Genomic DNA, 14,092 nt, shown 5'->3' with positions numbered 1-14,092 from the left:
GCCGGGCGGGTGCGGAAGTCGCTGACCCGGCACGGCCTCCGGGCCGATCGGTCCGGAGGCCTGGGCCCGGTGTCTAGGCGGGGAGGCCGATGGCGCGTTCGCCGTTGCGGCGCTGCTGGATGACGACGGCGGCGACGAGGAGGGCGCCCTGGGCGACGTTCTGCCAGAAGGAGTTGATGCCTTCGACGGTGAGGCCGTTCTCGAGGCAGCCGAGGAGGGCGACGGCGAGGAGGGTGCCGCCGATGCCGCCCTTGCCGCCCTTGAGGGCGCAGCCGCCGAGGGCGGCGGCGGTGATGGCCTTGAGTTCGAGGCCTTCGCTGCCGGAGGTGGGCTGGCCGGAGCCGGTGCGGGCGGTGAGGAGGATGCCGGCGACGGCGGCGACGATGCCGATGAGGGCGTAGACGGAGACGAGGTATTTGTTGATGTTGATGCCGGCGAGGCGGGCGGCGGTGTCGTTGCCGCCGATGGCGTAGATGTTGCGGCCGATGTCGGTGTACTTGAGGAGGAGGTGGACGGTGGTGGCGACGACGATGAGGAGCCAGACCATGACGGGCAGGCCGGCGATCTTGCCGCGTCCGAGGAAGACGAAGAGGTCGTTGTTGAGGACGTAGCCCTGGGCGCGGCCGTTGGAGACGAGTTGGGCGATGCCCTTGTAGGCGGCGAGGCCGGCGAGGGTGGCGATGGTGGGGTTGACGCGGCCGTAGACGATGATGACGCCGTTGAGGATGCCGACGGCGATGCCGATGCCGATGGCGGCGGCGATGCCGGCGAGGGCGTTGGAGCCGGCGGAGGTGAAGGCCATGGCGGAGACGACGGAGGCGATGCCGACCTGGGAGCCGACGGAGATGTCGAGGCCGCCGCAGATGATGACGACGGTCTGGACGACGGCGAGGAGGCCGGTGATGGTGGCGGCCTCGGCGATGACCTGCATGTTGGTGATGCTGAGGAAGTTGTCGTTCAGGATGCCGAACAGGGCCAGCACCAGGACGAGGGCGCCGATCAGGCTCAGGTTCTGACCGCCGATGGAGGCCAGGAGCGAGGCGCGGTTCTTGGTGGGCCGGTGTGGTGCGCCGTTCTCGGCGGTCGGCCGGGCGGTGGTGGTGCTCATGCGCGGGCTCCAGGGGCGGTCGTCGTCGTGGGGGCGGTGGTCGGCTTGTCGTGGGTGATGTCGTCGGCCATGGCGAGGGCGAGGATGGCTTCCTCGGTGGCCCGGGCGCGGGGGAGTTCGCCGGTGATGCGGCCGTTCTGCATGACGACGATCCGGTCGGCGAGGCCGAGGACTTCGGGGAGTTCGGAGGAGATGACCAGGACGGCGATGCCTTCCTGGGCGAGGTCGGCGATGATCTGGTAGATCTCGGCCTTGGCGCCGACGTCGATGCCGCGGGTGGGTTCGTCGAGGATGAGGACCTTGGGCTTGCGGGCGAGCCAGCGGGCGAGGACGACCTTCTGCTGGTTGCCGCCGGAGAGTTTGCGGACCTCGTGCTCGATGGAGGGGGTGCGCACGCGCAGGCGGTCGGTGTAGTCCTGGGCGAGTTCGCGTTCGGCGCCGCGGCGCACGAAGCGCAGGCGGCGCAGGCGTTCCAGGACGACGAGGGAGGTGTTGTCGCGGATGGAGCGCTGCAGGAACAGGGCCTGGGCCTTGCGTTCCTCGGGGGCCAGGCCGAGGCCGGCGCGGATGACGGCGCCGGGGTTGCCGGAGGGCAGGCGCTCGCCGTCGAGGGTGACGGTGCCGGAGTGGATGGGCAGGTCGCCGGCGAGGGCGAGGGCGAGTTCGGAGCGTCCGGCGCCGATCAGGCCGGCGAGGCCGAGGACTTCGCCGGCGTGGACGCGCAGGGTGATGTCGTGGACGGCGTCGGTGGTGACGCCGCGGACGTCGAGGACGACGCGGTCGGTGGCGACGTCCTGGCGGGAGAACATGCTGCTGAGGTCGCGGCCGACCATGAGGCGGACGAGTTCGCCCTCGGTGGTGGTCGCGGCGTCCTGGACGCCGGCGAGGGCGCCGTCGCGCAGGACGGCGATGCGGTCGGCGAGTTGGAAGATCTCCTGCATGCGGTGGGAGACGTAGATGACGGCGACGCCCTGGTCGCGCAGGCGGCGGATGAGGGCGAACAGGGCGTCGACCTCGTGCTCGGAGAGCGAGGAGGTGGGTTCGTCGAAGGCGATGACCTTGGCGTCGCCGGTCAGGGCGCGCAGGATCTCGACGAGTTGGCGCTGGGCGGGGGTCAGCTGGGAGCCGAGCAGGTCGGGGTCCAGGACGCCGGCGAAGCCGAGGCGCGACAGGTCGGTGGTGATGCGCCGGCGCAGTTCGGCGCGGTCCAGGCGGCGGCCGGCCTTGCGGGGCAGGGAGCCGGCGTAGACGTTCTCGGCGACCGAGACGTGCGGGATGATCTCGGGTTCCTGGGGGATGATCCGGATCCCGGCGCGGCGGGCGTCGGTCGGCGAGGACAGGGCCAGCGGGCGGCCGTCGAGGACGACGTGGCCCTCGGTCGGCTGGTGGTCACCGGTCAGGATCTTCAGCAGGGTCGACTTGCCCGCCCCGTTCTCCCCCATCAACGCGGTCACCTGACCGGCCGGGAAGTCGAGGGTCACGCCACCGAGGGCCTGGACGGCACCGAACCGCTTGGTGACCTGATGGACACCGACGCTCCCGGCGGCGGGCTGGGCAGAGGGCGGGCGGGGTTCCGGGTTCACGGCAGGGGCTGGGCTCATCGGGGTCACCTTGAGGTCGTGCGGGAGGTCGGGAAGGTCCGCGGCCGGTGGGACGCGGTCGGTGGCGGACCGGGTGGGGAGGAGCTTCGGGCGGTCCGGCCGGCGGGGCGTTCCCCGGCCCGGCGGTGCAGGAGCCGGGCCGGGGAACGCCGTGGCAGGCCGGGGGACGCGGCCCGAACGGGGTCAGCTGCAGGTGACTCCGGCGCTCTGCCAGGTCGTGGCGTCGACCATGGTGGTGGGCGCGAAGGCCTCCTTCGGGAAGTCCTTGCTGTTCTTGAGCTTGTCGTACATGGTCTGCACGGCCAGCGCGCCGACGTCCTTGCCGTTGATGAACAGCGCGGCCTTCATCCCGGTCGGCTTGCCGCCGCTCCAGTCCTTGCACGCCAGGTACGCGCCCAGACCCACCCCGACCACGTGGTCCGCGGAGACGCCCGCGTTCTGCAGCGCCGTCACCCCGCCCTGCACGTTCTCGTCGTTGCAGCCCCACAGCACCCAGTTCTTCACACCCGGGTTGGCCGTCACCGTCGCCGCGATCTTGTCCTGCGCGCCCGTCGGCGTGTTGTCCGTCGCCACGTCGATGTTCTGCACCCCCGGCACCGCGGCCGCGAACGCCTCCTTCGCGCCCTTCACCCGGTCACCACAGACCGTCACGTCCTGCTTCCACGCCGAGATCACCCGGGTCTCCGCCGGGTTCCACCCGGCCTTCTTGAACTCCTCACCGGCCCGCTTGCCGACCTCGCCGCCCATCTGCAGCCCGGAGAACCCGATCCGCGACACCAGGTCGTCCTTCGAGCACGCCGCCGGGTCCGGACCGCTGGCGCAGATCTGGTCGTCCGAGGTCAGCAGCGCCACCTTGGCGTCCCGCGCGGTCTGCACGACCTGCGGCCCCACCGCCGGGTCCGGCACCACGATGATCACACCATTGGTCTTCTGCGCGACCGCGGACTGCACCTCGCTGATGGTCTTGTTCGCGTCGTTGCCGAGATTGACGACCTTCAGGTCGACCCCCAGCTCCGCGGCCTTCGCCTTCGCGCCCGCCGCCTCCCCGACGAAGTACTCCTGGTCGCCCTGCTTCTGCAGGTAGGTGATCGAGATCTTCCCGGAGACCGGCGCCACCGAGGCGTCGCCCGACTTCACGGACTCCTGACCGGTCGAACAGGCGGTGGCCAGGCCCAGGGTGAGGAGAAGGCCGGCTGCGGCGGCGGCGCGGCTGGTGGGACGGAACATGGGGGGCTCCTTCGAGGGCGCACCAGCCGCAGGGACGGAACGGGTGCGAGGGAGTCGGGCAGTGGTGCACTTGCTGGTGGAATGCGAGCGGTGGAGTGCGGCGGTGCGCCGACCGGGTGGTGGTTTGAGGCCGGAAGCCCCGCCTTGGCCAGTCAATCGAACGTAGACTGCCAGAAACAAACACTTCCGAACGCGATGGGGATATGACACCTCTGTTTCGGAAACCACGTCAAGGGTGCGGCGGGGTCGAGACCAGCTTGTGACGTGCGACCGGTGGCGGGGCGGACGGGACGGGCAGCCGGGTGGCAAGCCCCGCGGCCCAGCTGGGGGTTCACCGGGCGAGCCCGGATCCGGACCGGTCGCGCCCGGTCGCCCGGTCCGAAAGCCGGCGGTAACGCTTGGGTAAACCCGCGGGACGGTCGGGGGCGACGGCGCTCCACCCCTCACGACCGGCGCAGGTGGACGGTCGCCTGCCGAGCCGCACGCAAGGAGAACAGTGAGAGAGCCCTCAGCGCCCTGGACCGCCTTCGAGCCCCACGACCGGCTGCCCCGGCCAGGTGAACGGGCGGCCGCGGACGCGCTGCCGTCACTGCCCGAGGAGTGCCGGCGGGAGATCCTGCGGGCCGTGGTGCGGGCCGCCGGACAGCGGGAGCTGCCGTCCTCGGCGGCCGCCGCCGGGACCGTTCCCCAGGACGACTCCGCGGACGTCCGCCGCGCCCGCGCCGTCGCCGTCGCGGTCCGGACCTGCCGGTACCTGGCCGCCCGGCAGGGCGGCCCGGACGGGCCGTCCTCCCCGCCGCCCGGGGCACCTGCACCGTCCTGTCCCTCCTGTTCCGTCGGGGGTCGCCCGCCGCAGCCGGGGGCGACGTACGGGGGCGACGACGAACCCACGGTCGTCCTCGAACGAGTCCGCACCGTGGCCCGCGCCGAACGGCCGGCCTTGTCGCCGGCCCCGGTCGCCGGCCCGGGCCGGCGCTCGCGCCGCGTCCTGTGGTGGAGCCTGGCGCTCTCGGCCGCCGCCCTGGTCGGCGGTACCGTGGCCATCCAGCAGGAGGGCCAGGAGGCACCCGGGCCGGGTACGGCCTCGGTGCCCGGTGCCACCACCTCGGAGGCCTCGCCCGGCCCGACGGCGCATCCGGCCGTTCCTGCGGCTAGGAGCACGGCGGGCGGCGGCACGGGGGAGAGCGGGACGGCGGGGCGCGGTACGGCGGGGCCGACGAAGGGGCTCGCGGGTGCGGGGCCGACCGGGCCCGGCAGCCCGAAGGCGTCCGCGACCGGGCAGGCCTCCGCGGCCCCGGTGGCCACGGGGCCGCAGGCGTCCAGGCCCGGGGCACCCACCGGCTCCGCGTCCGGCGGTCCGGCGTCCGGTGGCCCGGCCGAGCCCCGGGCGGGCCGGACCACGCCCGGGCCGACTCCCAGCGGGACGCGCCGGCCGGCCTCGGAGCCGCCGCCCACGCTGCCGACCGCCCCGGGGCCGGCGAGCCCGTCCGTGCCGCCGGTGGTGGTACCGTCGTCGGCCCCGCCCGGTCCGGTCGGCACGCCCTCGTCGACTCCGGAGCCTCCGGCGGGCAGCCCCACCGCCACGGATGCGCGGTGACATAGGTCCGCCGGGGGTGGGTGGCGTAGTTCCGAAGAGGTATCAGGTATACGATTTCTCTCGACCTTTCGGTAGTTTGACCCCCCTGGTTGGGTGTTGTGGCTCCGAAGGAGCGTCAGGTATACGATTCCGCTTTGGGCTGTCCGGTGATCGCGGACGCTCTCGCCCGGGGCTTCGGCGGCCCACCGGCCCTCGCCCTTGGGCTACTGCTTCGACTGCGGCGCGCTGTGCCGAGCCCCCGTGGGCGGGTCCACTGTCGCGCGCGGTACCCGCCGGCGCAGACGCGCGCCCATGACCGATCCGACTCCGTAACCGACTTCGCACGCACCCGCTCGGTCGCCGCGTCCCGGCGGCCGACCGGGAGCGAGACAGGCCCCGGGGGCCGCCCCTCCCCGGCGCCGGGAACTGCCGTGCTCACCCCGAAGGGACCCTCATGCCACGCCGCTCACGCCCGCTCGCCGCACTCGCGGACCAGCCGCCGACGTCCGAACCCGGCACAGCGGGAAAGCCCGGCGCGGACGACCCGGCCGCCGAGAGCGACGCCCGGCTGACGGCGCGGCTGCGGGGCGGCGACGACCGGGTGGTCGCGGAACTCTACGAGCGCCACCACCGGGCTGCCCTGCACTACGCGCGGATCGTCACCGGCCGCGCCGAGAGCGCGGAGGACCTGGCGAGCGAGGCCTTCGCCCGGACCCTCGCGGCGGTGCGGACGGGGGCGGGGCCGGACGAGAACTGGCGCCCGTACCTGCTGGCCGTGGTCCGCAACACGGCGATGGCCTGGTCGACGGCCGACCGCCGCACCCTGCTCACCTCGGACTTCGGCGACTGGGCCGATCGGCAGGAGCAGGTGCTCTCGCCCGACGAGCTCTTCGCGGCCACCGCCGAGCGGCAGTTGGTCGCCGAGGCGTACCGGTCGCTGCCGGAGCGCTGGCGCACGGTGCTCTGGCACACCGTCATCGAACAGCGGCCGCCGGAGGAGATCGCACCGCTGCTCGGTCTCACCCCCAGTGGCGTCTCCTCGCTGGCCTTCCGCGCCCGTGAGGGGCTGCGGGAGGCCTACCTGGTGGCGCACGTCCGCCGCGCCGCGTCCCCCGACTGCGCGGCGCACTCCCAGGAGATCGCGGGCCTGGCCCAGCGCCCGTCGAAGCGGACCACCAAGAGGTTGGCCCGCCATCTCGACGAGTGCGCCGACTGCCGCTCGTGCCTGGCCGAGATGCGGGACGTCAACGGGCGCCTGCGGGCGGTGGGGCTCGGCCTCTTCGTCCTGTGGGACGGCGGTCACCCGCTGGGCGCCGGCGGCGGCACCCTGGCCGCCGTCGGGCACGGGGCCGGGCACGGGGTCGGGGTCGGGGCGAAGGCGGCGATCGGTGCGGCGGTGGCCGGGGTCGCGGCGACCGCGGTGCTGGTCACCATCGCCACCGGCTCCGGCCCGGCCGGCTCCCGGCCGGGCGCGTCCTCGCCGCCGCAGGCGCGGATCGGGGCGGCCGCCCCGCTCGGCACCGCCTCCGCCGAGGCACCGCCGACCGCCGACTCCGCCCCGACTCAGACGCCGGCCGGCCCGACGCCGACCCCGGCCTCCCCGCTTCCCGGTCCCGCTACCGCCGGCACCCCGTCCGCGGCGGGCCGGACGAGCGCCACCGCCCAGGCCTCCGCGCCGGCCGCGAAGTCCACGGCGTCGAAGGCGCCGAAGGGCACGGGCGGCGGCCTGTCGGCCGGGGTCTACACCGACGCCGACGACCCGGCCCCCGCGCCGGGGGACCGGGTGGTGCGGCTGCGGCTGCCGGCACTGAACAGCTGCGTGGACGCCGAGGACGTCGACACGGTCGACGAAGAACTGCCGTACCGCGACGCCTGTGCCGCCGGGAACACCCAGAGCTGGTACCTGCGGCCCCAGCCGTCGGGCACCGGGTACTCCGTGATCAGTGCCGGGAACGGCGGCTGCCTCGACTCGACCGGTGGCGCCGCCGCGCAGGTCGTGCAGCACCCGTGCGGCAGCGGCCCCGGCCAGGTCTGGCAGACGGTGAGCCTGCCCGGCGGCGGGACGGGCCTCCAGCAGCGCCAGTCCGGTCAGCTCGTCGGCGCCGCGGGCACCGGGGCCGCCGAGGACCTGTTCCGCCTCTACCCCCAGTCGTGCGGCGCGGACGCCGCGTGCAACGGCAAGGTGGCGTTCCAGCTGTGACCGTCCCCCGGGCGTTCGGGCAGCACGCCCGGGGGACATCCGTCAGCGCAGCAGCGACCGGGGCGTCGGCACGACCCGGGTGACCACGGACTTGTCGAGGAACAGCAGGTCGGCCACGGCCGGGCCGAGTTCGGCGACCCAGCGGTCGCTCTCGTAGACGGCCGCGTACGCCTCGACGCGGTGCGCCTCGTCCTCGAAGCGGCGGATCCAGACGTAGCCGTCGGGGTGCTCCTCGTCGACGAAGGACGCGGTGATCACCATGCCCTTCGAGCTCTGGAAGGGGATGACGGTCCGCTCCATGAAGCGCAGCCACTCCTCCCGTCGGCCGGGCTTGGTGACGTAGTGGCGGATCTCGTAGAACATCGCGGGTGCTCCTCGGAAAGGGGGGTCGGTGGACGGCGGGAACGGCGACGGCTCAGGAGCTGAGGTCCAGGACGAGCTTGCCGCGGGTGCGGCCGGTCTCGCCGTGGGCGTGGGCCAGGGCGGCCTCCGCCAGGCCGAAGACCTGCTCGACCTCGACGGCCAGCGCGCCGCCGTCGACGAGTTCGGCGAGCAGGGTCAGGCCCGTGCCGTCGGGCTCGACCAGGAAGGCACTGCTGCGGACCCCGAGCTTCGCCGCGGCGGCGTGCAGCTCGGCGGAGACCCCGGAGGGGACGGCGACCAGCAGGCCGCCGGGGCGCAGCGTCCGCAACGAGCGCGTGCTGGTGCCCTCGTGCTCGTCACCGATCAGGTCGAGGACCACGTCGACGTCGGTCACGACGTCCTCGAACCGGGTGGTGGTGTAGTCGACGAGCCGGTCCGCTCCCAGCTTGGTCAGCCACTCGTGCCGTCCGCCGCGGGCGGTGCCGATCACCTCGGCGCCCAGGTGCTTGGCGATCTGCACCGCGAAATGCCCGACCCCGCCGGCGGCGGCGTGGACCAGGACCCGCTGACCGGGCCGGACCCCGGCGGTGTCCACCAGGGCCTGCCAGGCGGTGAGGGCCGCCAGCGGGACGGCCGCGGCCTGGACGTGGCTCAGCGTCGCGGGCTTGCGGGCGAACTGGCGGGCCGGCGCGGTGACGAACTCCGCGTAGCCGCCGGCGGCCCGGGGGAACCACGGCATCCCGTAGACCTCGTCGCCGGGCCGCAGCGTGCTCACCCCGAAGCCGACCTCCTCCACCACGCCGGACACGTCCCAGCCGAGGACGAAGGGGGGTTCGCCCAGCACCCCGGCCATCCCGCCGCCGGCGCGGGTCTTCCAGTCCACCGGGTTGACGCCGGCGGCCCGGACCCGGACCAGTACCTCCGTCGGCAGCGGTTCGGGGCGCGGCACCCGCTCGACCTTCAGTACCTCCGGGCCGCCGAAGCGGTCCTGCGTCACCGCGCGCATCGAGTTCACGGACATGATCGACTCCGTAGGAAGAGAACGGCGGGAGGCCCTCGGTGGGCCCGCCCTGCTGATGTCCTCGACGCTATCCAGCGGCATATAGTTACCCGCAAGGTCTACTGCTTCCCGATGGGAAGTGTCCTGGTGAGGAGTGGTTCAGGGTGTCGGAATGCGTGACCGGACAGCACGACCGGCATGACGTCTACGCGGCGCAGTGCCCCTGCCGGGCCATGCTCGACCTGCTGGCGAACAAGTGGTCGGCGCTGGCGATCGGGGCCCTCGGCCAGGGGCCGCAGCGCTTCGGCGAGCTGCAGCGGCGCCTCCAGGGGGTCAGCCCCAAGGTGCTCACCCAGACCCTGCGCCGGCTGGAGGACGCCGCACTGCTGACCCGGACCGTCTACCCGGCGGTACCGCTGCACGTGGAGTACGCGCTCACCGAGCTGGGCCGCAGCGCTGCCGTCCCGCTGAGCATGCTGCGCGCCTGGGTCGAGGAGAACACCGCGCAGCCGCGCACCCGCCCGGGCCGGCTGTCCAAGGCCTGATCACCGGCGGGCGGAGGCACCCGGGCCGGGTGCGAGGTAACGGATCGGCATACCCGCGGGACGGGTTCGCGGCCCCCGTCTCCATACCGGCAGACATCGACACGGTGTCAGGTTCCTCCGCGCTCGCCAGAAGGTGATCACTTGTCCACCCGCCGCAGTCTGATCCTCGCCGGTACCACCACCCTCGTCCTCTCCACGCTCCCGCTCGCGACAGCGGGCGCCGCCGATACGGCAGCGCCCGGCACGCCGTCGCCCGGAGCGGCCTCGGCGAGCGCCTCCCCGGCAGGACCGTCGGCCTCCGCCCCGCGCCTCGACGGCTCGCTGCAACGAGGACTGGAGCCGTCGGTGTCCGGTGTCCCGAAGGACTTCGAAGTCGGCGGTGCGGCAGAGGAGTTCGGCTACACGATCGCGAACCCGTCGGCGCACGACTTCGTGGCCTTCCCGCTGCTGAAGTTCAAGAACGTGACCGGTGACCTCCGCACGGCCGACCTCAGGGTCGAGTACCAGCTGCCGGGGCGCACCGACTGGCTCAGGGGCTCACAGGCCCCGGGCAGCGAGGGCGTGGACGACGGCGTGCTGGTGGTGCTCGGCGGCAGGGACGGCGACAACGTCGCGGACGACGCGCTCGTGGCGGTCCGGAAGGGCAAGTCCCTCGCCCTCAAGGTCCGGGTCTCCTTCTCCGCCCAGGCGCCGGTCGGCAGGGCCGGCGTGGCTCCGGTGCTCTTCGCCTCGCAGCTCGACGACGCGACCGGGCAGCCGGTGGACCGCGGCAGTTACGGCTGTGCCTGCGGGGTGGGGTGCGCGGGATTCCGGATCAAGGCCCCGGCGACGGTCGCCACGCCGTCCCCCACCCGGGTGCCGTCGCCCACCGCGACGGCGTCGCGCCTCGCCACGGCGTCGCCCACGGTCACCGCGCCGCCCACCGCTCCCGCGGTCACGCCGTCGCGGACGGCCACCCCGGCGCCCAGCAGTGCGGCGCCCACCGCCCCGGCCACCACCCACACGCCCTTGCCCACGCCCACGCCGACCGTCACCGCCCCGGCCACCACCCACGCGCCCTCGCCCACACCCACCGTCGCCGTGCCGACCGTCACCACCCCGCCGGCCACCACTCCCGCGGTGACGGCCCGCCCCACGACGCCGTCCCCCACGACGCCGTCCACCTCGTCCTCCGCCCCGGCGCCCGTGCTGTCCGCGCCGTCCGCGTCCGCCGACCCGGTGGGCGACGGCCCGCTGCCGCTGCCGGTGCCCATCGACAACCCGACCATCGCGCCGCTGAGGATCCAGCCGGCGGCGGTCGTCCAGGCGAGGACCACGGCGGACGCCGTGGAGCGGAACCTGGCCCAGACGGGCGGCGGTGACCACCAGGCGCTGATCACCGGGGCCGGCGTCGCCACCCTCGCCGCGGGCACCGGTGTCCTGGTGCTCCTGCGCCGCCGCCGGGCGGCCCGGCACGGCTAGCGGCGCGGTCGCGGCATCCACGGTGTGACGCCGTGGAACCCGGGCCGGCGGCGCCCTCCCGCGCGCGCCGCCGGCCCGGCCGTGCCGTACCCGCCCACGGGGAGGCCCGCCCGGGGACGGCCCCTAGCCGTCCCCGGGACGGACAACGTCGAACGCCCTGACAGGACAGGAATCATCGTGCTATCTCGTCCGAATCTGGCCGGTGCCGTGCTCACGGCCCTGGTGGCCGTCGGCCTCGTCGGTGCGCCGGAGGCCGCCGCCGCGTCGGTGGCCTACGATTTCGAATCCTCCGACGGCTGGCCCTACATGGCGCTCAACGGCTTCGGCCGGGTCTCCGCCGTTCCCGCGCCGGCCGGCGGCTCGGGACGGGCCGCGCGGTTCAACGTGCCCAACGACGGGCGCTCGTTCAAGACCGAGCTGGTGATGAAGAACCTCGGTGCGGGAAGTCATCGCTTCTCCTTCGGCAACTACCTGCCGAACGACTGGCCCCGTGAGGACTTCGGCACCATCGTCGCCCAGTGGTTCAGCACGCAGGGGGACGACAACGACGGGGTGAAGCCCGTCGTCGCACTCTCGCTGAACGGCCAGGCCTGGCTGTTGAAGGTGCACTGGCTGGAGGGGGCGGAGGTCCGGGAGACGGTCGTCCCGCTCGGGACGGTGCAGTTCGGCCACTGGAACCGGTGGGTCGTCGACATCACCTGGTCGACCCCGTCGTCGCCCGGTTCCATCGTGGTGGTCCGGGACGGCGTGCAGGTCGGATCGCACACCGGGGAGAACAACTACCACCGAGGGGAGGCACCGCACTTCCGGATCGGGATCTACCGCCCGACCTGGCGGCCGGAGAAGAAGGTGGCGCACTCCGTCGGCGGCCCCGACGCCGTCCTGTACGTCGACGACGTCTCGATCACGGACGTGACCGCGGGCGCTCCCGCCGCGCCGCCCTCCCCGGCGGCGCGGACCACGCCACCGCCGTCGCAGTCCGCCACCGGCACACCGGCCGCGTCCGCACCCGCTCCGACGGCCTCGCCGAAGCCCTCGGCCACCGCCGCTCCGACGGCGACTCCGAGCCCGACGCCCACCGGCGAGACGGCGGCCCCCACCTCGCAGCCGTCGCCGGAGCCGGACGACGCGATGACCCGGGCCGAGGCGGAGGCCGCGCTGCCCGTCTCCGGCGGGACGACGGCCGGCCCGGCCGCGGAGCCCTCGCCCGCCGCCGCGTGGATCGGCGGCGCGACCGCGTTCACCGCCCTCGCGTGCGTCGGCGGGGTGGTCCGCCGCCGTCACCGGGGGACCGGCCGGCGCAGGCGGCGGTGAGCGGTGCCGCCGGGCCCCGGGCCACCGGCCGTCAGCCCCGGGCCACCGGCCGTCAGCCCCGGGCCTCCGGCCCGGGCCGGCACCGGGGCCCGGCGCCCGGCTGTTCGAGGGCGGCCCTCGTCCGGTCGCCGAAGACGGAGAGGCTGCGCTCCTCGCCGCGGATGCCGGCGGCCTGCTGGAATCCGGTCAGCATGCGCTCGGTGACGACGTCGAAGCGCCCCTGCACGAACCCCGGCTCCGGAGTGCACCCGGCCCTGATCAGCAGTCGCTGCAGTGCCGTCACCTCCGGCCCGCTGTCGCCCCGTCGGAGCGGCCGGGTGGGCGGTGGCGTCGGGGCGGACGGCGAGGCGGTCGGGGCCGGGGCGACCGGTGGCGTCGGTGCCTCGGCCGGTGTGCTGGGCGTGCTCACCGGGGCCGGTGCGCCGGCGGTCGTCGGCCGGCCCGCCGTCGGCCCGGGGACGGTCGTCGGGGGAGCGAGCGCTGGGGCGGACGAGGGCGTCGCCGGTACGGTCCTGGACCTGCTCGGGGTCGGTGTCGCGGTGGGCCGGGCCGACGGCGACTCGCGGGCCGGGGGCACCGGTGCGGCACTCGGACCCGTCGGGTCCGGCGCGATCGTGTCCAGGACGGTGGCCGAGGTCCCGTCGGGCGTCGGCGACCCGGTGACCCGGCTCGACGGCGGTTCGGCCATCGCCAGCCCGAAGGCCAGCGCGACCGTGCCGATGCCCGCGGCGCCGATCGCGAGGCGCCGGCGGGCGAGGCGGCGGTTCGGTCCGGGCCGGCGGTGGGCGGGGCCGATGACGATCTCCACCGACGGTTCCTCCCGGGGCGCCACCCGCACGTGGTCCGGCCCGGGGCCCACCGGGGCGGTGGCCGCCCGGTGATCGGCGGACACCGGGCGGAACCGGGCCAGCAGGCCCTCGCTCAGGTGACCGGCCTCCCAGCGGTGGACGGCCCGCAGGTCGGTCATCGCCCGGTGACAGCGGTCGCAGAGCGGCAGATGGGCGGCGAGTTCGACGGGAGTCGGCGCGTCGGTGGCGGCCGTCTCCCCCAGCAGGGCCGCGAGGTGCCGGCACTGCCGCTCGGGCGCCCCGAGGGCGTGCGCCCGGATGTACGCGTCGGCGAGCCTCCGGCGGGCCGCCGGCGGGGGAGCCGGGACCGTGGCCGGGTCCGCCGCGAGGGCCCGCCACAGCTCCATGGCGGGGAGGTCCGGGAGCTGCCCCAGCGCAGCCAGCAGGGGACTCGTCCCCTCGACGGTGGCCACGACGTCACGGGGGTCCTGCTGCGGCGCCCGGCGCACCGACAGCCAGCCGAGGAAGCCCGGTGACAGGTCGTCACCCCGCCCCGCGGCGGCCCACCCGGCGGCGACCAGGCGCGCCTCGCCGAGCAGCAGGAAGCTCCACGAGCCACCGGGGAGCCGGTCCCGGTGCGAGGCGTCGAGCGCCCGGTCGAGGACCTCCGCCGCGAGGCCGTGCGCCTCCCGGGGGGTCGCGCACAGCGTGCCCGCGTAGGCGAGCACCAGGTCGCCGTAGCGGCGCGTCAGCTCCCGGGTGGCGGTCCGCCGGGCGGAGCCGGAGAGCAGGAGCTCGCCGAGCTCCGCGTCGGTGAGTGAGGCGAGGGAAGGTGACATGAGGGTCCTCGGTGAGGTCGACCGGCGGCGGTCGCGGACGGCCCGCGAGCCCGCCGCTCCCGGAGGCGTT

General features: G+C 74.8%; 11 protein-coding genes. 5 read left to right on the top strand and 6 right to left on the bottom strand.

Annotated features, from left to right (window positions below):
- Positions 1–73 precede the first annotated feature (73 nt).
- The 3 genes from OG618_RS03170 to OG618_RS03160 form a co-directional block, all read right to left on the bottom strand.
- A complete protein-coding gene (locus OG618_RS03170) occupies positions 74–1,108 on the bottom strand; it encodes an ABC transporter permease (protein WP_329485589.1) in 1,035 nt (344 codons plus the stop codon).
- A complete protein-coding gene (locus OG618_RS03165; RefSeq protein ID WP_329485588.1) occupies positions 1,105–2,709 on the bottom strand; it encodes a sugar ABC transporter ATP-binding protein in 1,605 nt (534 codons plus the stop codon). The genes OG618_RS03170 and OG618_RS03165 overlap by 4 nt, the downstream gene beginning before the upstream one ends.
- 183 nt (positions 2,710–2,892) lie before the next feature.
- Positions 2,893–3,936, bottom strand: coding sequence for a substrate-binding domain-containing protein (locus OG618_RS03160; protein WP_329485587.1), 1,044 nt, complete (start codon positions 3,934–3,936; stop codon positions 2,893–2,895).
- A gap of 496 nt (positions 3,937–4,432) precedes the next feature.
- Between OG618_RS03160 and OG618_RS03155 the strand changes: the two genes are divergently transcribed.
- A complete protein-coding gene (locus tag OG618_RS03155) occupies positions 4,433–5,533 on the top strand; it encodes a hypothetical protein (protein ID WP_329485586.1) in 1,101 nt (366 codons plus the stop codon).
- 433 nt (positions 5,534–5,966) lie between these two features.
- Entirely contained in the window at positions 5,967–7,712 is a 1,746-nt protein-coding gene (locus OG618_RS03150; protein ID WP_329485585.1) for a sigma-70 family RNA polymerase sigma factor, read from the top strand.
- 42 nt (positions 7,713–7,754) lie between these two features.
- On the opposite strand, the gene OG618_RS03145 is transcribed toward OG618_RS03150, so the two are convergent.
- Both OG618_RS03145 and OG618_RS03140 read right to left on the bottom strand, forming a co-directional pair.
- Positions 7,755–8,075, bottom strand: coding sequence for an NIPSNAP family protein (locus tag OG618_RS03145; protein WP_329485584.1), 321 nt, complete (start codon positions 8,073–8,075; stop codon positions 7,755–7,757).
- A gap of 52 nt (positions 8,076–8,127) precedes the next feature.
- The gene (locus OG618_RS03140) at positions 8,128–9,096 is read right to left on the bottom strand and encodes an NADP-dependent oxidoreductase (RefSeq protein ID WP_329485583.1); all 969 of its coding nucleotides are present in this window, start codon (positions 9,094–9,096) and stop codon (positions 8,128–8,130) included.
- A 155-nt stretch (positions 9,097–9,251) separates the two neighbouring features.
- Between OG618_RS03140 and OG618_RS03135 the strand changes: the two genes are divergently transcribed.
- From OG618_RS03135 to OG618_RS03125, 3 genes are all read left to right on the top strand, one after another.
- A complete protein-coding gene (locus OG618_RS03135) occupies positions 9,252–9,620 on the top strand; it encodes a winged helix-turn-helix transcriptional regulator (protein ID WP_442906754.1) in 369 nt (122 codons plus the stop codon).
- 141 nt (positions 9,621–9,761) lie between these two features.
- Positions 9,762–11,081, top strand: coding sequence for an LPXTG cell wall anchor domain-containing protein (locus OG618_RS03130; RefSeq protein ID WP_329485582.1), 1,320 nt, complete (start codon positions 9,762–9,764; stop codon positions 11,079–11,081).
- 177 nt (positions 11,082–11,258) lie between these two features.
- A complete protein-coding gene (locus OG618_RS03125; protein WP_329485581.1) occupies positions 11,259–12,395 on the top strand; it encodes a heparin lyase I family protein in 1,137 nt (378 codons plus the stop codon).
- A 52-nt stretch (positions 12,396–12,447) separates the two neighbouring features.
- Here the strand turns inward: OG618_RS03125 and OG618_RS03120 are convergent, their stop codons facing one another.
- Positions 12,448–14,022, bottom strand: coding sequence for a peptidoglycan-binding domain-containing protein (locus tag OG618_RS03120; RefSeq protein ID WP_329485579.1), 1,575 nt, complete (start codon positions 14,020–14,022; stop codon positions 12,448–12,450).
- Between the last annotated feature and the right edge of the window lie 70 nt (positions 14,023–14,092).

The sequence above is a fragment of the Kitasatospora sp. NBC_01246 genome, assembly GCF_036226505.1.
Lineage (GTDB): Bacteria > Actinomycetota > Actinomycetes > Streptomycetales > Streptomycetaceae > Kitasatospora.
This window is presented reverse-complemented; position numbering and strand designations above follow the sequence as displayed.